Source organism: Streptomyces sp. NPDC014995 (assembly GCF_043080745.1).
Classification (GTDB): Bacteria; Actinomycetota; Actinomycetes; order Streptomycetales; family Streptomycetaceae; genus Streptomyces.
Genome location: NZ_JBIBVX010000002.1, coordinates 411,711 through 432,408, shown reverse-complemented (window position 1 = coordinate 432,408; position 20,698 = coordinate 411,711). Strand labels below are relative to the sequence as shown.

Here is a 20,698-nt window from a genome sequence, read left to right as displayed (position 1 = left end):
CCCCGGTCCTGCCCGGCGGAGTACGCCGCCGCCTTCCTGTTCCGCTCACCGGCGCTCGCCCCTCCGCCTCGGCCGTCTTTCACCCCGTACACCGTGCTCGGATCGTGCGGCGTGGGTCACCGCCGAACGACGGAACACTACACGCAGGTGGGAATACGTCCCGAAAACACAGACGACTCATCCGCCTCGTGCGTTCCCGCCCCGCCCGCGGCCCCACGGCGGGGCCACGGGCGTCGGCGGCGGGAGGTGGTGCTCATGACGTCGTGCGCTCCCCGAGTCGACGGATCATGAGCGGGACGTCCTCGTCCCCGGCGTCCCGCCGCCAACACCCCACCCCTTACGGAGCGTTGATCAGGTCGTACGGCGGGACCGTCACCGTACGGGCACCCGGCGTGCCGCCGAGGACGACCTTGCGCAGCGAGACGTTGTTGTCGAGGTCGGTCTCCTTCAGGCGCTCGGCCGGGTTGGCGAGGACCTCGATGTAGTACGTGCCGTTGGGCAGGTCGGTGACGTCGAAGGACTGGCCCGGGCGGTACTGGGTGTACGTGTCGCCGGAACCGACGTCCAGGACCTCGCGGACGGAGATGGAGTTCTGCTGGCCGCAGGCGGTCGACAGGTCGGTGTTGTTCGGGTGCCAGTTGGCGTTCTTCACCGTGTAGTCGACGGCGTCGGTGTTGGCCAGGCAGAACGCCTCCTTGCCGCTGCGCACCTCCTTCGTCTTGTCCTCGCTCAGCAGGCGGTAGCTGGCGAAGTCGGTGAAGTGCCAGTGCTCGTGGCCGATGCGCGGGTCCCACTCCATGGTGCCGGTGGGGGTGTAGCCGACCTGCTTGCCGTTGGCGTCGTAGAAGTACTGGTAGGCGTCCATCAAATCCTGGCCGGGGCTGCGGAAGCCGTCCACGACGAGCGGGGCGGGGCCCGCGTTCCAGACGTTGGCGCTGAAGGCGAGGTAGTCCTTGCCGGGTACGTCGCCGTCCTCGCCGTCGGTGATCATGATGTCCCAGGCCGGCAGGGACCGCAGGTCGGGCTTGGGCACGTCGGCCGGGACGCCCGCGCGGCCGGTGGGCCGCTTGGCGTTGGCCGTCAGCGCGGGCGCGACGCGGGAGCCGTCGGTGTGCCCGCTGCCGTCACCGAGGTGGTGGGCCAGGCCGCGGTCCTCGAGGGCGTGGGAGAGGGCGGGCGGGGTGGGCGCGTCGGCGCCGCGCGGACCGTAGTGGTGGCCTCCGCCCCGCGCCTCGTGGCCGGCGTGCGCGGAGTGGGCGCCGTCGCCGCCGTGGCCCGCGGCGGACCGCAGGCCGACGCCGCCCCCGTCCTCCCAGCTCTGCTCGCGCACCGTCACCTTGATGGTCGGCCGGTCGTCGGGGATGGAGAACAGGTCCCGGTACTTCTTCGCCACCGACACCTTGGCCGTGTACTCGCCCACCGGCAGGTCCACCGGCTTGTCGTAGTCGACGGCGCTGGAGTTGGCCGCCCAGCCCTGCTCGATGCCCCACACCGAGCCGAGCGTGAACGGGTTGGTGGGGCAGCTCTCCGGGTAGTGCGAGGTCGCCGGGGCGTCCGGACGGATCCGCCCGGAGGCGTTGTTCGGGCAGAAGGTGCCCTTGCTGGTCGCCACCTCGGCCCCGGACGCGTCCGTGAGGGACACCTCCAGGAAGCCGGGCAGCCCCTTGAAGTCGTTCACCAGGCCGGCGGGCAGCTTCTTGGTCTTCGTCTTCTTCCCGTCGCGCAGGATCTGCTGGGCGACGACGGGGTCCTTGTACGACTTGCGCGTCACCTTGAACTCCAGCGGCGCGTTGTCGACCGACAGGTACGTGCCCAGGTCCAGGTAGACGCCGGGCTCCCCCTCCCACCGGTCGAGCGTCACGGACTTCGACGCGGCGATCAGCTTGAGCTCCGGCACGCCGGGCGTGCTCTTCGGCGTCGCGCCGGCGACGGGTGCCGCCCCGGCGACGGCTACGACGGTGAGCGCGGCCCCCGCGGCGAACGCCGCGCGCTGGAGCTTCTTGCGTTGTGGCTGACTGGTCATCGGTTCCTCGTCTGCGAGTGCCATGGTCAGTGGCATCGGACTGGACAGCCCACGGACGCGGCCCCGTACGGACGCACCCCACGCGCCCCGGCCACCTCTGTGAACATCCTGTGAGACAGGTAAAACCGTTGCCCTGGTTGCCTGTTGGGACAGAATTCACCTCACGCCGCGCTCTCCCACGGGGTCTCGGACCGGAAGCCGCACCCGCTTTCCGGGCCCGGCCCGCCTCTCACCGACGCGACCCCGCCCACCGCGACCGCACACCTCAACCGGCTGGTCGCGGGGGCCTCCTGGTCAACCCTCTTCCGCCACGCCCTCGACCAGACCTGGCTGACCCGCACCACCACAACCCCCATCGTGACGGTGACGCCCACGGGCCGATGGGCCCTGCGGGAGCGGTGGGGGGTGGCGGAGGAGGTGCTGCGGGGGCCGGGGGCGCGTCGGCGCCTGTCGTACGGCGGCGCCGTACGGGCGGCGCGTACGCCCCCCGGAGATGCCCCTCTTCCTCAGCCCGCGGCCGTCGCCTCCATGGGTGACGACCTGGGCGAAGCCGTTCGCTCCAGGTGGACCACGACGGTGCCGTGGAAACGCCGCACGGCGTCGTCGACGCTGCGGATGAAGCCGGACTCCGCGCTGCCCCGGCCGTTGCCCATGCCCTTGAAGAGGGTGAGCCGGAAACCGGTGATCTTCCCGCCGTTCTTCGGCAGCAGGTCCGCCGGTTCCGGGCGGAGCCGTTCCAGGGTGCCGCGCGGTCCGCCCGTCTCGTCGTCGACCAGCGTTTCCACGTGGAGGTCCGCCGGAGCCTCGGCCAGGCGTCGGACGAGCCGCTTGGCCCAGGTCAGGGGGTACCCCTGTACAGGTGCCGGGATCTCGATGGAGGTGCGCAGCTTTCCGGTCCGCAGGTCGGCGCCCACCGCGAGGACCCCGGGCGCGCCGTCGATGCGCAGCTCCGCCTGCAACCTCCCTTCCGCGCACAACTGGTCCGCCATGCGGGCCCGGCGGGCGGCGGGGTCGGTTCCACGCCTGGCCCGCTGGACGGGAAGCACCTTCTGCCCCAGGTCACCGCCGAGCCCCAGGCAGACCTGGCGGATGAGCCGCTCCCAGCTCTCCACGACCTCCAGGGCGCGCGGGTCGCCCTGGCAGAGGGTCTCGTCGTCGATGCCCTTGCGTACGGGGACCCAGGCCGCGCCCATGTTCTGGAAGCCGTGGCATCCGGAGTTTTCGTGCTGGAGGTAGTGGAGGAGTTCCTGGAGCAGCCAGGCGTGGGCGCTGTTGCCGACGCCCTCGTGCCGGATCAGCATCTGCGCCTGATGAGCCACCTCGGCCCAGGACAGGTGGCGCAGCGCCACCTTGTGCTTGCGGCGTCGGTCGATCTTGACGTCCACCAGGGGGCTGCCCTCGAGCGCCACGTCGTTGGAGAGCGTGATCACGGCCTCGTATCCGCGCCGTGCCGCGATGTCCATGTAGGCCTGCACCTGCTCGGACTTGAGCGCGTTGCCGTTGGTCTTCGTCTCGACGAGCGCGGTCCACAACTTGCCGGCCCGCTCGACGCGGATCACCCCGTCCGGGCGTCGTGGAGTCTCGCCGTGCGGCAGCGACACCTCGGTGAACGTCTCCATACGGCCCGCCGGGGCTCCGAAGGCCGCCGTGAGCCTCCTGCCGAACTCGGGCACCTGCGCCATCACGGACAGCAGCACCGACGTCGCCCGCGTCTCACGGTCGCGGTCGCTCTTGAGCGCGGAGACCGGGAAGAGCCGGGCCTGCTTCCAGGACTCGTTCTCCGCGAGGGACTTCTTCACCGTCTTCGGCAGGGTGACCTTCCTCTTCGCGGTGCGGGGCCGCGAGGTGGCCTTGCCCGCCTCCGTGTCGTCACCGGCCCGGCGCGGAGCGGGAACGGCCGGGAGGGCGGTCTCCTGTGCGGCCTCCCCGGCGACCGGAGCGGCCCCGGGCAGCCCGGCCCCCTGGGACTCGTCGGCCCTCTCGGCCCCGTCGGCGCCCGCGTCCTCGATCGCCTCGTCCTCGGCGGCGTCGTCCTGGATGTCGACGCCGAAGTCCGTGGCCAGTCCGGCCAGACCGGTGTCGTATCCCTGTCCGACCGCCCGGAACTTCCACTCGTCCGCGCGCCGGTACAGCTCGCCGAAGATGAACGCGCTCACCGACCCGGCGTCGTCGATCGAGAACCGGAGCAGGTCCTCCCCCGCGCCGTCGGCCAGCGTGACCCGGAGGTCCTCCAGTTCCCCGAACCGCGCGCCCTCGTACCGGCTGGCGGCGACCACGACCCGTTCCACGTCGGCCGGAATCGCCGTCAGGTCGAATCCGATGCGGTCCTCGCTGCCCTCCCCGGCCGGGACCTTGCCCAGGAGCTGCACGCTTCCGTCCGCGGCGACCGGGTTGTTGTAGAAGTAGAAGTCGGCGTCGCTGCGCACCTTCCCGTTGCCGTCGAGCAGGAGGACGGAGACGTCCGCGTCCCCCTCGCCGGTCGAACTGGCCCACCCCAGGCTCACGATCACCGCGTCGACGTTCTCGCTCAGCGCCGCCAGACCGACGTTGGCGCCTTTGACCATCTCGTGCACATGCCCCCCCCTAACGGCCCCCGCCGATGTGACGCGCGACACACGGCGCGCACGGGGAGACTCTAATGCCCGAAGGGGCGGGCCTCGAGGTGATCCGCGGGAATTGCCATGACGGCGGCAGGGGCCCGACGCAGGGCCACGACGGGCCCGGCCCGCCCTTCGTCAGTACCGCACCGCCCGCGGTACCTCCGCTCGGGTCCCGTCCGGGAGTTTGCGGGTGCTGCGGGCCGTGGCCTTTCGGGATGTGCCTGGCGGTACGTCGGGGACGGTGACGAGGACCGTGTCCCGCCACGTGCCGTCGGGGTCCTTGAAGTCGACCTGCACGGCGAAGGACCTGGTCGAGTCGTCGGGGTTGGTGGCGGTGACGTCGACCGTGGTGCGGCCGTCGGCGTCGGTGGACGGGGTGCCGAGTTTCACGTCGGCCTTGGCCTCGACGCCGCCCTTGATGCTGTCCAGCTTGCGGCCGGCCTCCGCGGTCGCCGACGCGAAGGCGGACGCGGCGCGGCCGCCGACCGACTCGGCGGCGGAGGCGGCGCGGCTGGCCACGGACGACGGGTCGCTCTCGTCCGTGCAGGCGGAGAGCACGAGGGCGCACGCCGTCGCCGTCAGGGCGGCTCGCCCCGCCCAGTGCGCGCGGTGAGAGGTCATGGGGTCTCCAGCCTGCGTACGTCGTGGGGTCGCCTCCAGTGAAGGGCCGGCCGCCCGTACCCGCACGTCGGCTCACCCGGACGGGCCACTCCTCGTGGTGGTGGTCGTCGGCGGGGCGGATGGTCGAGGGAGAACAGGAGAACAGCCGACGCTGGAACACAGAAAATGGGGTACGGCCATGAGCGAGCAGTCGTCGTCGCGGTCCCACACACCCTCTACCGAGGAGTCGCCCGTCTGGGATCCGTCCCACCAGGGCACCGGGCAGCCCGCGGCCGGCTGGGCCTCCGGTCCGGCGGGCGGCAGCGGGTGGGCCGCCGGTGGTGTCGTCTTCGCGGGGGTGCTGATGCTGGTGCACGGCCTCCTCGCCGTCTTCCAGGGCATCGCCGCGATCGCCGGGGACGACGTGTACGCCCAGATCGACGACTACGTCTACAAGATCAACCTCACCGGGTGGGGCTGGATCCTGCTGATCGTGGGAGCCGGCGCGGTCGCCACCGGCGCCGGCCTGCTCAAGGGGGCCGCCTGGGCCCGGGCCGTCGGCATCGCGCTGGCCGCGCTGAACCTGGTCCTTCAGTTCCTGTTCCTGCCGTACGCCCCGGTCTGGTCGATCGTCCTGATCGCGATCGACGTGTTCGTGATCTGGGCGCTGGCCGCGTACCGGCCGCCGAGGGCGACGGCCCGGCCGGCCTGAGCGGGCGGAGCCTCCGTCCGTCAGCCAGTCCGTCAGCCAGTCCGTCAGCCAGTCCGTCAGCCAGTCCGTCAGTCAGTCCGTCCGTCACTCCGTCCGTCCCTCGGCACGCCTCGTCACTCAGCGCCTCAGCTTCTTGTACTTCCGCATCAGTTCGACGATCCGTGCCTGGTCCGCGCCCCCGTTCAGCTCGGTCAGCAGCTCGTCCGGGCACAGCTCGTAGAAGTCGCCCCAGTAACGGCGGCCGCGGTTGTCCCATATGCGGTAGCCGCCGGGCACACCCCGGGCGACATAGCGCCGCTTGCTCACTCCCTGGCCTCCTCTGTCCCGTGGTCGACCTCACTGTGCCCGGCTCGCCCGGTCCCCGCGCGCGGTTTTCGCCCCCTTCCGCGTGGGTGCCGCGGGCTTGTTCGGACTCGTGCTTTCCGGCACCACCTCGACGGCCTTCCTCCGCAGCCACGGCAGTGGCGGCACCGAGGAGCCCATGTACGGCGTGATCCGCACCTCGAAGTGGAGGTGGGGGCCGGTGACGTTGCCGGTGGCGCCGGAGAGGCCGAGGCGTTGGCCCGCCTCCACCCGCCGGCCCTTGCGGACCTCGATGCGGGAGAGGTGGGCGTACTGCGTGAAGTACCCGTCGGGATGGCGGACCACGACCTGGTGGCCGAAGCCGTCGCCGCAGGTCGTCGCGCGGACGACGCCCGGGCCGACGGCGTACACGGGGGTTCCCGTGGCCACGGCGAAGTCCTGGCCGGTGTGGTGGTGGGCCCAGCGCGAACCGCGGTCGGCGTAGCCGGCGGAGAGCCAGTAGCCGCGGGTCGGGGCGGTCCAGTGCGCCGCGCCCGCCCCGGCGCGGGCGCGCGCGGGAGGGCGGCCCGCGGTGCGGGCGCGGGTGCGGGGGCGGACGGTGCAGTGGCCGGCCTGCCCCGTGGGGTCGACGGCGACCGGATCGCCGGTGCGGCGCGCCGTCGCCCCCAGCAGGTCCCGCAGTTCGGCGCGCACCGCCTCGCGGTGGCGTTCGGCCGCCTCGACCTTCTTGTGGCCGGCGTCGTCCTTGCGGAGCCGGTCGACTCGTGCGCGGGCCTGCTCGTGCGCCCGCACGAACCGGGCGGCCCGCTCGCGGACGCCCTCGCTCCCGGCACCGGCGGGCACCGCGGCGAGCGCCACCAGCAGGACGGCCGGCAGGACGGCGACAGCGGAACGGCGTAGGGAGTGTTCTCGTCGCATCTTGGGATCATCGGACCAGCGGCCGGCCGCACCCCGGCAGACGCGCCGCGCACTCAGCCGAACGGCCCCGCCGACCGCGACCGGGCGGCACGGCAACCCCGGCGGGGGCGGCGGCAACCAAGGGGCGTCCGTGAATCCCGTTCCCCACACGAGGAGTTCACCCATGCGCAGGCATCTCGCACGGTTGTTCACCGTGCTCGCGGCGTTGGCCGCGCTGCTCCACGCGACCGGCACCGCCGCTCCCCGCGCCGAGGCCGCCGACGAGTGGAACCCGCCCGCCCACCTCGTCCAGCCGCTCAACGAGGTCTGGAACCACGTCTCGACGACGTACCCCGACCTCTACGGGTTCCGCAACTACGGCTGGGACCAGGTCATGGCCAACAAGGGCAGCATCAACTACTGCGTCCGCTGGGAGTCCGACGCCCCGGTCAGCGCCGCCCTGCGCGACCGCGTCCACGCGGCGCTGAAACGGCAGTTCGCCCTGTGGATGGCCGCCCAGGTGCAGAACGGCCGGGGCTACAACAACTGGCCGTACACCACCGTGCCGGTCAACATCGTCGGCTGGGCCGTCAAGGACCGCGCCACCCTCCAGTGGACGGACAACTCCGTCGACATCTACACCAACGTCCTCGACGGCGGCGGCGCCCCGCAGTGCGCCCCCGACTGCGGCCGCTTCTTCCACCAGGACGGCAACTACTCCAAGTGCCCCGGCGGCACCGCCCGCCACTACGACCAGTCCCTGTGGCTGACCAAGGGCTTCCAGGGCGGCGCCGGGGGCGACTGGGGCCAGCGGCTCGGCCAGGAGTACTTCACCTCCGCCCTCGACCAGCCGAACATCCACATCTACCTGCACGAGGTCGGCCACACCTTCGGCCTCGACGACTTCTACGACTGGACCCCGACCGGCCAGTGCTGCTTCCTGATGAAGGCGGGCAGCGCCGCCCAGATCACCGAGTTCGACAAGTGGATGCTGCGCGACTTCTGGCGCCATCTGAAGGGGCGGTACGGGCTCTGACGTGCCGGCCGGGGCAGGCCCCGTTTCAGGTGCGGAAGGTGTGCACGTGCTCCGAGCCGGTGACCTCGAACTGGTGCATGTGGATCGTCCGCGACTGGGTGTCGGAGATCTTCTCGCACCACTCGAAGCGGCGGACGGGAACCAGTTCCGGGAAGGTGCCGGCCCACTCGACGCCGTTACTGGTGTGCGCGTAGGCGTACCAGAAACGGTTCACGTCGTCGGGGTCGTCACCGTAGACGACGACCTCCTGGCCGGGTTCGATGCGCCACCAGCCCTTCTTCAGCCAGTCGCCTCCGTCCGGGCAGTTGGGGAAGTAGCGCTCGAACATCGCCCAGATGGTGGCGTGGTAGCTGTTCCTGAACCTCAGTGACATGGCCCGTCCTCCTCACCTGTCACACGGAGGGAGCTTGCTTGCGGACTGCGGGCTTCGTGCCGTTGGACTGCGCCTCGGCGTTCATTCCGGAGGTGGGGCGGGCCTCACTGCGGCTCACCCCGCCTTCCCCGGCCACCGCCGCCCTGGCGGACGCCGCGCGGTCCAGCGCTTCCTCAGTGGTCTCGGTGGTCGGATCGGCCTGCGCGGAAGACTCGTGAATCATGGAAGTGCTCCAGACCTGGACCTGAAGAGAAGGGGTGCCCGTCGCCCCCCGGTCCCGGACTGCGGGGACGGGGTGGCTCAAGATGCCGCGTCATCCGTGAGACGCAGGCCGGACGAGTCCCTCGCCCTCCATTCTGGGCCCGCGTCCGGCATCACGCATGCGGAGCCCTTGTACGGCTGTACGGCGGCCAGCTCGCACCACACGTACTTGCCCCGGTGCCCGAACCGGGACAGCGGCTGCCAGCCCCAGACGTCCGCGCAGGCCCGCACCAGGGCGAGGCCCCGGCCGTCCTCCGCGTCGGTCAGCTCCTCGAACTTGGCGGGCGGGTCGGGCGGGTCGGGCGGTTCGGGGTCGGCGTCCCAGGCTCCGACGCGGAGGACTCCGTCGGCGTAGCGGACGCGGAGGGCGGCCGGGCCGGTGGTGTGCCGCACGGCGTTGGCGATCAGCTCCGTGGCGATCAGCTCGGCGGTGTCGGCGAGGTGGATCAGTCCGTGGAGGGTGAGGATCAGGCGGAGGGTGCGGCGGGAGACGGGAACGGCTCTGGGGTCGTTGGGGATGTAGAGGGAGTACTCCCAGGGTTCGGGCATGGCGGAACTCCGTTCGGCGACGGGGGAGGTTGAGGGCGCGGTGGCAGTGCCGCGGCCGTCGTGGCAGGACGGGGCGGTGCGCTTCCGCTGGGTGAGGTTCGCGTCACTGACGGTAGACCTGGATTTCCAGGTTGAGCAAGCTGATCGCGTAACCTTGCCTCGAACGAGTCGCGTCCCCAGGGGCGTTGGGAGGAGCGATCGATGGTGCTGAGGCGCGAACCGACGGCACGCCAGGTGCGATTGGCGGTCGAACTGCGCAGGCTCCGCGAGGCAGCCGGCCTCACCGGCCGAGAGGCAGCAGCGCTGCTCGGGGTGAGCTCCACCCAGATCAACCAGATTGAATACGGCCACACCGGTGTGAGCGAAAAGAGGCTGCGCAGCCTGGCCGCTCACTACGCCTGCATGGACGAGGCGTTCATCGACGCCCTGGTGGCGATGGCCACCGACCGGACGCGCGGCTGGTGGGACTCGTACCGCTGCGCGCTACCCTCGTCGTTCCTGGACCTCGCCGAGTTGGAGCACCACGCCACGTACCGGCGCGACGTTGAGTTTTTGCACGTCCCTGGTCTGCTTCAGACGGAGGACTACGCCCGGGCGGTGTTCTCTTACCGGGTGCCCGCACTGCCCTCCGAGGACCTTGAGTTGCGCGTCCGCCACCGAATGCAGCGCAAGGTGGTGATCGAGCGCCCGGAACCCACCCCTTACGAGGCGGTGATCCACGAGGCCGCGCTACGCATCAGAGTCGGCAACCGGACCGCAGCGCGGACCCAACTGGCCCGCATCCTGGAGGTGTCCGAGGCAGATCACATCACCGTGCGGGTGATCCCCTTCGACCTGGACGGGTTCGCTGGAGCCACAAACGCCATGATGTACGCGGGCGGGGCCTTGCCCAAACTGGACACCGCGATGCGTGACGGACCTCAGGGCTCGGCCTTCATCGACTCAGAAGCCCAACTCGGTGCATTTCGAGCACTGTTTCGTAAGGTGGAGTCGGCATCACTCGACCCCGAACGGTCGCGTGACTTCATCCACCAGTTGGCGAAGGAACTGTGAGGCAGCCCATGACCACCCCCGACAACTGGCAGAAGTCATCCTTCTCGGGCAGCGGCGACGGCAACAACTGCCTCGAACTCGCCTCCACCCCCACCACCACCCACCTCCGAGAGAGCGACGACCCCACCACCGTCCTCACCACCACCCGCACCCCCCTCACCCACCTCCTCGACGCCCTACGCGGCGGAGACCTCTGACGACCGCCGGAGGTGCGGGCACCGGGGGCAGGGCTACGGCCCCACCTCCACCGCGTCGCCCACCGACACCTTTCCCTCCCGTGTCACGGTGAAGTACGCCCCGAAGACCACCCCGTCCGGGCCCCGTCGGTAGTCGGCGAGGGTGCGCAGGGGTTCGGGGCCGTCGCGGTGGCCCGTCTCCTGGTCGACCATCGTGATGGCGCAGCGGACCGTGCGTTCGGTGAAGGTCAGTTCGACGTCGGCGATGCTGAGGTGGTGGGCGTGGTCCTCCGTGTGGGGGGTGGGCCAGCCGTCGATCACGATGTTCGGGCGGAAGCGGTTCATGGGGAGGGGCGGGGCGCCGCGCTCGAGCAGTTTTCCGTTCAGGAGGTCGAGGCCAGCGCGCGAGACCACGTGCAGGCGGCTGTGGTTGGGGGTCGTCCCGCCGTCCTTCGCCCTCGCCCGCAGCAGCCGGCTCGGCCGGCCCAGCACCCCCGTCAGCCACTGCGCCGCGGTGTCGCCCTGGTCGACGCCGACGTACGACCGGCCGGGCAGGTCCGTCTCGCCCGGTTCCCCGGAGCCGTCCAGCCGTAGTTGCCCGCAGCCCGGTGCGCGCAGGGTCAGCGAACCGTCGTCCGGGTCCCGCTCCGGGGTGATCAGGGCCAGTCGCGGGTCGCCCCACTGCCAGCGCGGCTCCCCCGCCTCGTCGACGATCACGTACGCACGGTCGTGGGCGAGGCCGTGGGCCGTGACCCGGGCCTGCGTGAGGGTGATCCCGGCGCAGCCCTTCACCGGGTAGTACGTGAGTTCCGCGACCCTCGCCGCCATGGGAAACGCCCCCTCGGTCCGTCATCGGGGCCGGGGCGGGAAACCGTCCCGGCCGATCTCCAGGATCGTGCGGGAGCCTCGCCGTCCCCGGTGCGTCGAGCAAGATTTTGCGGAAACCGGTGAATTCCCGCGCCCCCGCGTCCGTACTCCTGTGCGTCCGACCCCGCCGAGCACAGGCGGTATGACCGACCGGGCAAGGAGGAACGGTGCGCTTTTCGCGGAACGTGATGGGAACTGCCTTCGTGGGTGGAGCTCTGAGCTTGACCCTCGTGGCTCTCGCCTACCCGTCGATGCTGGGCCTGGAGACCGTCTCCACCTCGAACGACCGGATCATCGCCAACACCCAGTGGGGGCCGCTGACGGAGGGCGACCGGGCGTTCGTGGTGGCTGTACGGGCGGCCGGCCTGTGGGAGTACCCCGTCGGATTCATCGGGCTGCAGAAGGGGCAGAGCCCCGCGGTCAAGACGGCGAGCGAGCACCTCATCGACGGGCACGCGGCCCTGGACACCACCTGCCGCAAGATCGCGCCCATGCTGAACATCACGCTGCCCAACGTGGCCAGTCCACAGCAGATCGGCTTCGTCAACACGCTCCAGGCGGCCCAGGGTCAGCAGTTCGACATCGAGTTCGCCAACATCCTGCGCCAGACGCACGGTTCCATCTTCAACACCGTCGCGAAGGTCCGCTCCACCACCAAGAACACGCTGGTGCGGGCGCTCGCCGACCAGGCCAACGACACCGTCCTCGACCACATCACGGTGATGGAGAAGACCGGCATGGTCGACTTCGACCAGACGCTCTTCAACCAGACCACCCCGCCGAAGCTGCCCAAGTCGGACATGACCCCGCCACCGCCGGCCGCCGGTCAGCCGATGGTCGTCCTCACGCCGCCGCCGACCGCCACGTCCACGCCGGTGGACATCGACGGCGCGTCCGTGGTGGGCGGGGTGACCCCGGCCCCCACCCCCACGGTGGGCTGACGCCCCTACGCCAGCCAGACCGTCGTGTCCGGCCCGATCCGTCCGTCGCCGTCCAGGGGCACGCTGGTCAGCAGCACCTCGCCGGGCGGCAACGGCACCGACCGCCCGGACAGGTTGGCGACGCACCGCCAGCCGTCGGAGCGGGTGAAGGCCAGCACGCCGGGCGGGGTCTCCTCCGCCCAGGTCAGCTCCTCGCCCTCCAGCAGTTTGCGGCGCAGGCGCAGGGCCGTGCGGTACAGCTCCAGGGTGGAGCCGTCCGTGCCGTCCTGGGCCTGGACGGCGTACCGCGCGAAGCACGGCGGCTGCGGCAGCCACGCCCCGCCCGCGCCGAAGCCGTACGACGGACCCGTCGTCGTCCACGGCAACGGCACCCGGCAGCCGTCGCGGCCCTTGCGGACCCGGCCCGTCTGCTCCCAGAGGGGGTCCTGGAGGACCTCCACGGGCAGGTCGGCGACCTCGGGCAGCCCGAGTTCCTCGCCCTGGTAGACGTACGACGATCCCGGCAGCGCCAGCATCAGCAGGGTGGCCGCCCGGGCGCGGCGCAGGCCGGACTCCTCGTCGACGGGCGGGGCGTGGCCGCCGGACAGCAGCCAGGCGTTCTCGTCGGTGCCGGGCGGCAGCATCAGGCGGGAGGCGTGGCGCAGCACGTCGTGGTTGGAGAGCACCCAGGTCGCGGAGGCGCCGACGGCCCGCGCGGTGGCGAGGGAGGCGGTGATGACCTCGCGGATCGCCTCCGCGTCCCAAGGAGCCTTCAGATACTCGAAGTTGAACGCCTGGTGCAGCTCGTCGGGGCGGGCGTACAGGGCGCGGCGGGCGCCCGGGACCCAGGCCTCGGCGACCGCGGTGCGGGGCGGGGAGTAGCCGTCGAGGATGCGGCGCCAGTCCCGGTAGACCGCGTGGACCTCGTCGCGGTCGTAGAAGGGGTGGGTGCCCGGCTCCATCGACAGCAGCGCCTCCTCGTCGCTCAGCTCCGGGGCCCCGAGGTCCCGCAGCGGGTCGCGCAGGTCCTTGGCGAGGGCGTGGGCCACGTCGACGCGGAAGCCGTCGACCCCGCGGTCCGACCAGAAGCGCAGGGTGGTGCGGAAGTCCTCGCGGACCTCCTCGTGGTCCCAGTTGAGGTCGGGCTGCTCGCGGGCGAACAGGTGCAGGTACCACTGGCCGTCGGGGACGCGCTCCCAGGCGCTGCCGCCGAAGACGGACTGCCAGTCGGTGGGCGGGAGTTCGCCGTGCGCGCCGCGTCCGTCGCGGAAGACGTAGCGGTCGCGGGCGGGCGAGCCGGGGCCGGCGGCGAGGGCCTCCCGGAACCAGACGTGGCGGTGGGAGGTGTGGTTGGGGACGAGGTCGACGATCACCTTCAGGCCGAGGCGGTGGGCCTCGGCGACCAGCGCGCCGAAGTCGTCCAGGGTGCCCAGGCGCGGGTCGACGTCCCGGTGGTCGATGACGTCGTAGCCGCCGTCGGCCAGTTCGGACGGGTAGAAGGGGCTCAGCCAGAGCGCGTCGACGCCGAGGGCGCCGAGGTGCGGCAGCCGCTCGGTGACGCCTCGCAGGTCGCCGAGCCCGTCGCCGTCGGCGTCGGCGAAGCTGCGCGGGTACACCTGGTAGACGACGGCCTGGCGCCACCAGTCGGGGTTGCGGGAGGACAGGTCGGTCGCGGCAGCGGTGTCGTAGTCGGTCACGAACAGAAGACTGTCCACTTTGCCGGGAAAGGCAACGTGCACACCATGCGGATCGGATCATTCCTCACATGGGGAATTCGTGACGGAACCTTGAACTCCCCCTCCATAGGCCCAGGTTGACAGCTGTCCACCGCGCGACCCACGATGTGCCCACACTGCGGCGCATGTGACCAATGGGCCCAGTGTTTCTTTCTGATCTGACCCGTCACCCCGGCCTGCGCCCCTTTGGCCCTCGCCGGCTGTGACGGTCACTCGCCAAGATGGGATACGCATGTCCATAGCGAGACGTGTCACCGTGCGCCGCCTGCTGGGGACGGGCGCCGCCTCACTCGCCCTGTGCACGGCCTCCGTCGCCGCCGCGACCGGCGCCTGGGCCACCGGGACGCCCGGCGGCGACGGCTGGAAGTCCGGCGGCCAGTTCCAGCCGGGGACCGGCGCGGGCACGGAGACGGAGACCGACCGCTGCCAGTTCTCGCTCGACGGCAAGCGCTTCTTCGACTCCGTCCGCGTCGACGACCAGAACCTGAAGCCGACCGACGACGGCAAGGTCCACATCACGGTCCGCACCGCCGACAAGGCCACCACCTGCACCGCCTCCCTGGCCTCCTACCTGGCCCACGGCGCGGACTTCCGCACCTCCGGCGAGCAGGTCTTCGTCGACTTCGACACGGTGACGGTCAAGCCCGGGCAGACCGACACCCTCGACATCGCCGTGCCGGACGCGGGCTGCTACGCGCAGATCGACCTGTACCGGGGCGCGGTGAAGTTCGACGGCAAGCCGGACGCCAAGGACGGCTTCGAGCACGGTGAGCTGCCCAAGGGCCCGGACCGGCCGGTCATCAAGGACAAGCTGATCGCGGCCTGGAACGGCGGCTCGAAGGACTGCACGGTCGAGCAGCCGCCGGCGTCCACCCCGCCGTCCTCGCAGCCGCCGAGCGCCCCCGAGTCGCCGTCGGCGCCGGCCTCCGAGACGCCGCCCGAGAGCCCCTCGGACACCCCGTCGGGCACGCCGTCGGACACCCCGTCCGAGACCCCGTCGACGTCCACCCCGACGCCCAGCGCCTCGGAGTCCACCCCCGCTCCGGCCCCCACCCCCGACGGCGGTGGCGGCGACCTCGCGGAGACCGGTGCGAACGGCAGCACCGGCGTGATCGTCGGCGGCGCGGCGGCCCTGCTGGCGGGCGGCGCGGCGATCGTCCTGGCGACGCGGCGGAAGAGGGCGACCGGCTGAAGCCTGTCGTTCGGATCGGGTCGCGGGGAATCGACGTCGTCTCGGCAACGCCGCGGATGCGCGTGCCAAACCCGCGTCTGTGGCGTGGTCCGAACGACAGACCCCTTCGTCACTCGGTGACCTGATGACTCGACGCCGGCCGGGCTGTGGGAAACCGGCCGGCGTCGGCCGTCCGGCCGCCGTCCGGCGGCTACGGCTTCTCGACCGTCGTCAGCCACAGGCTGACGTACCGCTCCACGTCCACACCCAACGCCACGTCCACCAGCGGCTGTTCGCGGACGCCGTCGTGGATCTCCGACTCGCCGGGGCGGGGGCGGCGGTCGACGATCGTCTGACCACGGGTGGGGCCGGGGGCCAACGAGACCTCGACGGGCAGCGGTTCGGTGGTCAGGCCCGCCGGGTCGACGACCGCGCAGACCGCGCCCGCGTCACCGAGGCCGCCCGTGGGGGTGGGGTCGCCGGAGGTGGCCGGGTCGCGGTGGGCGAGGAGTTCACCGGCCAGCCTCAGCCGTGGCTCGGAGCTCGCGCGCAGCCGCTGGACGTCCGCCGCGGGGACCAGGACCTGCTTGAACACGTCCAGGCCGTACATCGTGATCGGCACCCCGGCGGTGAGCAGGATCGCGGCCGCCTCCGGGTCGTGCCACACGTTGAACTCCGCGACCGGCGTGGCGTTCCCCGTCGTCACCGCGCCGCCCATGAACACGATCCGCTCGATGTTCCGCACCACCTCCGGGTGCGTGCGCAGCAGCAGGGCGATGTTGGTGAGGGGCGCGGTGGGGATGAGGGTGACCGGACGCGGGGAGGCGAGGATCTCGCGCCGCAGCAGCGTCACCGCGTCCACGTCGACCGCGACCCGGGTCGGTGCCGGCAGCCCCAGGTCGCCCATCCCGTCCTGCCCGTGCACGTGCCGCGCGGTGCGGACCGGCTCGATCAGCGGGCGCTCGGCACCCCGCGCGACCGGGACGTCCCCCGCGCCGGCCTGCTCCAGCACGGTCAGGGTGTTGCGGACGACCCCGTCCACGTCGGTGTTCCCGGCCACGCAGGTCACCGCGCGCACGTCGAGACCGGGGTGCCGTACGGCGAACAGCAGGGCCAGGGCGTCGTCGACACCCGTGTCGCAGTCGATGATCACCGGAATGGGCCGACCGGTCACAGCGGCGCTCCTCTCACACGGATACGTCAGTACGGGTACGCCCGTACCGGTACGTCAGTGACCTTACGCAGCCGGCCACAGTTCGGACCCGCGATCCGCGACCCGGCCGGCGATCCGGTGCAGCACCTCGTCCACCGGCACCGCCCCCGGCCGCCGCCCGTCCCGCAACCGTACGGCCACCAGCCCGCCCCCGGCCTCCCGCTCCCCGATCACCGCCTGGTACGGCACCAGGCGCGCCGCCCGGATCCTGGCCCCGAGGGTGCCCTCGCCGGGACCGTCCACTCGCGCCCGCAGCCCTCGCGCCTCCGCCAGCCGCACGACCTCGTGCGCCCGCTCCTCCTGCGCCCCGGCCACCGGCAGCACCACCAGCTGCACGGGCGCGAGCCAGACCGGGAAGGCGCCGCCGTGCGCCTCGACGAGGTGGGCGACGGCCCGTTCCACGCTGCCGATGACGCTGCGGTGGACCATGACGGGCCGGTGTTTCGCCCCGTCGGCGCCGATGTAGTGCAGGTCGAAGCGTTCGGGCTGGTGGAAGTCGATCTGGACGGTGGAGAGGGTGGCCTCGCGGCCCGCGGGATCGGTGATCTGTACGTCGATCTTGGGACCGTAGAAGGCGGCCTCGCCCCCGACGGCCTCGTAGTCGACGCCGGAACTGTCGAGGACCTCCCTGAGCAGCGCGGTCGCCCGGCGCCACAACTGCGGGTCGGCCACGTACTTGCCGCCCTCGCCGGGGAGGGAGAGGCGGTGGCGGGAGGCACGGATGCCGAGGTCGGCGTAGGCGCGGGCGATCAGGGCGAGGGCGGCGCGGGCCTCCTCCACCGCCTGCTCCAGGGTGCAGAAGATGTGCGCGTCGTTGAGCTGGATGGCCCGGACGCGGGTGAGCCCGCCGAGCACGCCGGACAGCTCCGAGCGGTACATGCCGCCCAACTCGGCGATGCGGAGCGGTAGTTCGCGGTAGCTGTGGGAGCGGGAGCGGTAGATCAGGGCGTGGTGGGGGCAGAGGCTGGGGCGCAGGACGACCTGATCGGCGCCCAGGTCCATGGGCGGGAACATGTCGTCGCGGTAGTGGTCCCAGTGGCCCGAGATCTCGTACAGGTCGCGTTTGCCGAGGATCGGCGAGTACACGTGCCGGTAGCCGGCGGCCCGCTCCGCCTCCCGGACGTACTCCTCCAGGGTGTGGCGGACGACCGCCCCGTCGGGCAGCCAGTACGGCAGGCCGGCGCCCATGAGGGGGTCGGTGTCGAACAGGCCGAGTTCCCGGCCGAGTCGGCGGTGGTCGTTCGGGCGGGGGTCCTCGTGGACGCGGTGGTCGTTCGGGCGGGGGTCCTGGACGCGGGCATCGTTCGGGCGGGGGTCGTTCGGGCGGGGGTCGTTCACGGTGGGTTCCTCTCGGACGAGAGGCGAGCACCCGCACGACGAAGCCCCGGGGCACTCGCCCCGGGGCTTCGGACATCCAGTGGTCAGCGCGCCGGGACACTCTCCGGCGTCGTCGTGAGGGAGATGGGGGCGCGCTGCATGCGGGGACCGTAGCAAGGGGGCGGGAGGGCGGGCGATCGGTTTTCGCGGCCGTACGCACCGGGTGCTCGGCGGCCACCCGCCCGCACCAACCGCCGTAACCCGGACGGCCCGCCGCGCTGGTCGGCCCGCGGCCGTGATGGTGCCGTGAGAGGAGGCACCCCGCGCAGACCACCGCCCACGCAGACCACCGTCCCCGCGCACCACGCCCACCAGGAGGCAGCCCGATGACCCGCCGTCCCCTCCTCGCCTCCGCCTGCCTCTTCACCGGGCTGCTCCTCACCGCCAGCGCCTGCGCCACCCTCGGCCTGGAGCATCCGCCGACCGCCCGGCAGGCCCTGCCCACCGTCCAGGAGTCGTCGTCGGGCACGTCCTCCAACCCCGCCGCCGCCCCCGGCCTCACCGAGGCGCAGGCGCACGCCGCGCTGATCACCGACACCGACCTCGGCCCGCCCTGGACCCCGACGCGCGGGGCCGCCACCTGGCGGGACGGCCTGCTCAAGGCGACCACCCCGACCGCGGAGTGCCAGAAACTCCTCGACCGTCTCTACGCCGACGAGGTGCTCGGCGGCCCCGCCCGCGCGGTCGTCGCCCTCGACGACCCCCACAGCGAGGCCCAGCTGCGCTACCAGCTCACCGACCGCAGCCCGGCGCAGGCGGACCGCGCCCTGGCCTGGCTGGAGACGCTGCCGGAGAAGTGCGCGCAGTTCGCGGCGAAGGCGCCGGACGACACCGTGCTGGAGGTGACGGTCGCCGAGCTGCCCCTGCCGGAGGTCGGCGACGTCCGGCAGGGCCTGCGGGTCACACTGACCGACTGGAACACCGACGACGCCGAACCGCTCGTCCTCGCCGTCGACGTGGCCGCCGTCCGCGTCGGCCAGGACACGTTCGCCCTCACCAACGGCGGCCTGAACGACGTACCGAACGAGGCCACACAGGCGGCCGTCCAGCTGGGCGTGCAGCGGCTGACGGAGGTGAGGAAGCAGGGGCGGGTGGAGATCTGAGGATCAGGGGAGAGGGGCGGGCGAGAGGCGCAGGGGAGACGGGCAGGGGAGGGGTGCGGGGGAGAGGTGGTGAGATGAGCAGGTGAGGGATCCGTCCGGGACGGACGGTCCCGTCAGGCCGTAGCCCCCGTCAGTCGGGGTCGAAGCGGGTCGACCGGGCGACCACCTCGTGGGCCATGTCGAGCACCGTGCGGCCCTCCGCGAAGGCGTGCGCCCGGAGCAGTGCCAGGGCCTCGTCGGAGGCGACGCCCCGCTGGGCCATGACCATGCCGACGGCCTGGTACACCTCGTCGTGGTCGGTGGCCAGCGGGCTCAGCCAGAGGCCGTCGCCGAGCCGGCCGGCCTCCTCGCCGCGCGGCAGCGCCATCAGGGCCGCCGTCAGGACGTCGGCCACGAAACGCGCCGTGCGGATGTCGTCGGCGGCCAGCTCGCCGGGGACGTCCCGGTAGAGGTCGAGGGTGCCCACGCACACCGAACGGTCGCCCAGCGGCAGCGCGTACACCGCGCGCACCCCGGCGGCCGCCGCCTGCTGCGCGAACACCGGCCAGCGGGAGGCGTCCCGGCCGGCCGTCAGGTCGGAGGCGAAGACGGCGGCGCCGGTTTCCGCGGCCCGCAGACAGGGACCGTCACCCAGCGTGGCCTGCACCTCCATCAGATGCGCGGCCCGCTCACTGCTCGCGCTCAGCGGTACGGGCATCCCCTCGCCCCGCAACGACACGCTCGCCCCGCTCACCGGCAGCAGCCGCACCGCCGCCGCGCACAGCCGCTCCGGCACCTCACCCGGCTCGGCGTCCCGCACCTCCTGGGCGATCACGTCGGTGATCCGTTCCCGGTCCCGATCGCGCACGCCGACCACCTCCGCGTACGCCGGCCGCACACACCTTCCCCGTCGTCCGGCCGGGTACCCCCCGCCCGGCGGGAGAACCCGTGCCGCTACGCCTTCTCGTACGGATCCGCCGGCTGCTTCACCCGGGTCACCGTCACCGCGTCGAGGACCGGCGGCCAGGCCTCCGCGGAGCCCGGGGCGCCCTTCGGGTGCCAGGTGCCGGTGACGGTGACCCAGGTGTTGCGCCCACAGCCAGCCCATGACCACGGCGGTGCCGAGCGAGGCGAGCAGGCGGGCGAGGACCATCTCCGGCCGGCCCGGGAAGGCGATCGAGGTGGCGACGAGCACGACCGGGTTGATCGCGGGCGCCGAGAGCAGGAAGGCGAGGGCCGCCGCCGGGGCCACCCCGCGCCGCACCAGGCTCCCGGCCACCGGCACGGACGCGCACTCGCAGCCGGGCAGCACCGCCCCGGCCATCCCCGCGACCGGCACGGCGAGCGCCGGACTGCGCGGCAACAGCCGCTTGAGCACCCGCTCCGGCACGAACGCGCCGATCGCCGCCGAGACGACCGTCCCGAGCAGCAGGAACGGCACCCCCTGGACGGTGATGGCCGTGAAGACCGTCCACCAGGCGGCCACGGGCGGGGTGAGAGGTCGAGCGCGAGCGTCGGGCCCAGCACGGCCACGACGGTCGCGACGGTCGCGACGGCGAGGAGCGCGGTGCCGCCGAGGACGGCGTACACGCACGCCCGCACGGCGAACCGCAGCCCGTCGGCCACGGTGTGGTGGTTCTGCACGCCGGGATTCCCGCCCCCTCCGTGCGTACCGCCTGACGACGTCGTGGGTCGAGGTCGTCCGTCGATGTCGTCTGCCGATGTCGCGGGCACGCTAGTGAGGGCGGC

At 72.3% G+C, this 20,698-nt stretch carries 19 protein-coding genes and 2 pseudogenes; 7 read left to right on the top strand and 14 right to left on the bottom strand.

The window, feature by feature from the left end:
• Window positions 1-337 precede the first annotated feature (337 nt).
• From ACF1A1_RS06355 to ACF1A1_RS06345, 3 genes are all read right to left on the bottom strand, one after another.
• Window positions 338-2,023, bottom strand: a complete 1,686-nt coding sequence (locus ACF1A1_RS06355; RefSeq protein ID WP_391646000.1) for a lysyl oxidase family protein — start codon at window positions 2,021-2,023, stop codon at window positions 338-340.
• A gap of 506 nt (window positions 2,024-2,529) precedes the next feature.
• Window positions 2,530-4,587 carry a TerD family protein gene (locus ACF1A1_RS06350; RefSeq protein WP_391646399.1) on the bottom strand — a complete coding sequence of 686 codons (2,058 nt, stop codon included), beginning with the start codon at window positions 4,585-4,587 and terminating at the stop codon, window positions 2,530-2,532.
• Window positions 4,588-4,758: 171 nt separating this feature from the next.
• Window positions 4,759-5,244: a hypothetical protein gene (locus ACF1A1_RS06345; protein WP_391645998.1), complete on the bottom strand. Its 486-nt coding sequence runs from the start codon at window positions 5,242-5,244 to the stop codon at window positions 4,759-4,761.
• Between the two features lie 178 nt (window positions 5,245-5,422).
• On the opposite strand from ACF1A1_RS06345, the gene ACF1A1_RS06340 reads away from it, so the two are divergent.
• Entirely contained in the window at window positions 5,423-5,935 is a 513-nt protein-coding gene (locus ACF1A1_RS06340) for a hypothetical protein (RefSeq protein WP_391645996.1), read from the top strand.
• 117 nt (window positions 5,936-6,052) lie between these two features.
• Here the strand turns inward: ACF1A1_RS06340 and ACF1A1_RS06335 are convergent, their stop codons facing one another.
• Together ACF1A1_RS06335 and ACF1A1_RS06330 are read right to left on the bottom strand one after the other, a co-directional pair.
• Entirely contained in the window at window positions 6,053-6,241 is a 189-nt protein-coding gene (locus ACF1A1_RS06335; protein WP_391645994.1) for a hypothetical protein, read from the bottom strand.
• Window positions 6,242-6,271: 30 nt separating this feature from the next.
• Entirely contained in the window at window positions 6,272-7,156 is an 885-nt protein-coding gene (locus ACF1A1_RS06330) for a M23 family metallopeptidase (RefSeq protein ID WP_391645993.1), read from the bottom strand.
• A gap of 163 nt (window positions 7,157-7,319) precedes the next feature.
• On the opposite strand from ACF1A1_RS06330, the gene ACF1A1_RS06325 reads away from it, so the two are divergent.
• Entirely contained in the window at window positions 7,320-8,171 is an 852-nt protein-coding gene (locus tag ACF1A1_RS06325; RefSeq protein ID WP_391645991.1) for a hypothetical protein, read from the top strand.
• Window positions 8,172-8,196: 25 nt separating this feature from the next.
• Here the strand turns inward: ACF1A1_RS06325 and ACF1A1_RS06320 are convergent, their stop codons facing one another.
• From ACF1A1_RS06320 to ACF1A1_RS06310, 3 genes and pseudogenes are all read right to left on the bottom strand, one after another.
• Complete coding sequence (locus tag ACF1A1_RS06320) at window positions 8,197-8,544, bottom strand: hypothetical protein (protein WP_391645989.1); 348 nt, start codon at window positions 8,542-8,544, stop codon at window positions 8,197-8,199.
• 19 nt (window positions 8,545-8,563) lie between these two features.
• Window positions 8,564-8,767 (bottom strand): hypothetical protein, encoded by a 204-nt coding sequence (locus tag ACF1A1_RS06315; RefSeq protein WP_391645987.1) that lies wholly within the window; start codon window positions 8,765-8,767, stop codon window positions 8,564-8,566.
• 182 nt (window positions 8,768-8,949) lie between these two features.
• A pseudogene (locus ACF1A1_RS06310) lies at window positions 8,950-9,354 on the bottom strand (ATP-binding protein); the annotation flags it as partial.
• 201 nt (window positions 9,355-9,555) lie between these two features.
• Between ACF1A1_RS06310 and ACF1A1_RS06305 the strand changes: the two are divergent.
• Complete coding sequence (locus ACF1A1_RS06305; RefSeq protein ID WP_391645985.1) at window positions 9,556-10,407, top strand: helix-turn-helix domain-containing protein; 852 nt, start codon at window positions 9,556-9,558, stop codon at window positions 10,405-10,407.
• A gap of 8 nt (window positions 10,408-10,415) precedes the next feature.
• A complete protein-coding gene (locus tag ACF1A1_RS06300) occupies window positions 10,416-10,604 on the top strand; it encodes a DUF397 domain-containing protein (protein ID WP_391645983.1) in 189 nt (62 codons plus the stop codon).
• Window positions 10,605-10,637: 33 nt separating this feature from the next.
• Here the strand turns inward: ACF1A1_RS06300 and ACF1A1_RS06295 are convergent, their stop codons facing one another.
• Complete coding sequence (locus tag ACF1A1_RS06295; protein ID WP_391645981.1) at window positions 10,638-11,411, bottom strand: MOSC domain-containing protein; 774 nt, start codon at window positions 11,409-11,411, stop codon at window positions 10,638-10,640.
• Between the two features lie 227 nt (window positions 11,412-11,638).
• Between ACF1A1_RS06295 and ACF1A1_RS06290 the strand changes: the two genes are divergently transcribed.
• Window positions 11,639-12,391, top strand: coding sequence for a DUF4142 domain-containing protein (locus ACF1A1_RS06290; RefSeq protein ID WP_391645979.1), 753 nt, complete (start codon window positions 11,639-11,641; stop codon window positions 12,389-12,391).
• Window positions 12,392-12,396: 5 nt separating this feature from the next.
• Here ACF1A1_RS06290 and ACF1A1_RS06285 read toward each other — a convergent pair whose 3' ends face one another.
• On the bottom strand, window positions 12,397-14,067 hold the full coding sequence (locus ACF1A1_RS06285) for an alpha-amylase family glycosyl hydrolase (protein ID WP_391645977.1): 1,671 nt from the start codon (window positions 14,065-14,067) through the stop codon (window positions 12,397-12,399).
• Window positions 14,068-14,338: 271 nt separating this feature from the next.
• Here ACF1A1_RS06285 and ACF1A1_RS06280 point away from each other — a divergent pair, with 271 nt between their 5' ends.
• Window positions 14,339-15,298 (top strand): LAETG motif-containing sortase-dependent surface protein, encoded by a 960-nt coding sequence (locus tag ACF1A1_RS06280; RefSeq protein ID WP_391645976.1) that lies wholly within the window; start codon window positions 14,339-14,341, stop codon window positions 15,296-15,298.
• A 190-nt stretch (window positions 15,299-15,488) separates the two neighbouring features.
• On the opposite strand, the gene ACF1A1_RS06275 is transcribed toward ACF1A1_RS06280, so the two are convergent.
• A complete protein-coding gene (locus tag ACF1A1_RS06275) occupies window positions 15,489-16,451 on the bottom strand; it encodes a nucleoside hydrolase (RefSeq protein WP_391645974.1) in 963 nt (320 codons plus the stop codon).
• A 63-nt stretch (window positions 16,452-16,514) separates the two neighbouring features.
• The gene (gene thrS, locus ACF1A1_RS06270; protein ID WP_391645972.1) at window positions 16,515-17,828 is read right to left on the bottom strand and encodes a threonine--tRNA ligase; all 1,314 of its coding nucleotides are present in this window, start codon (window positions 17,826-17,828) and stop codon (window positions 16,515-16,517) included.
• A gap of 365 nt (window positions 17,829-18,193) precedes the next feature.
• Here thrS and ACF1A1_RS06265 point away from each other — a divergent pair, with 365 nt between their 5' ends.
• The gene (locus ACF1A1_RS06265; protein WP_391645970.1) at window positions 18,194-18,970 is read left to right on the top strand and encodes a hypothetical protein; all 777 of its coding nucleotides are present in this window, start codon (window positions 18,194-18,196) and stop codon (window positions 18,968-18,970) included.
• A 130-nt stretch (window positions 18,971-19,100) separates the two neighbouring features.
• On the opposite strand, the gene ACF1A1_RS06260 is transcribed toward ACF1A1_RS06265, so the two are convergent.
• Both ACF1A1_RS06260 and ACF1A1_RS06255 read right to left on the bottom strand, forming a co-directional pair.
• Complete coding sequence (locus ACF1A1_RS06260) at window positions 19,101-20,057, bottom strand: GAF and ANTAR domain-containing protein (RefSeq protein WP_391646397.1); 957 nt, start codon at window positions 20,055-20,057, stop codon at window positions 19,101-19,103.
• A pseudogene (locus ACF1A1_RS06255) lies at window positions 20,037-20,593 on the bottom strand (permease); the annotation flags it as partial. The pseudogene ACF1A1_RS06255 and the gene ACF1A1_RS06260, both read right to left, overlap by 21 nt.
• Window positions 20,594-20,698: the final 105 nt, after the last annotated feature.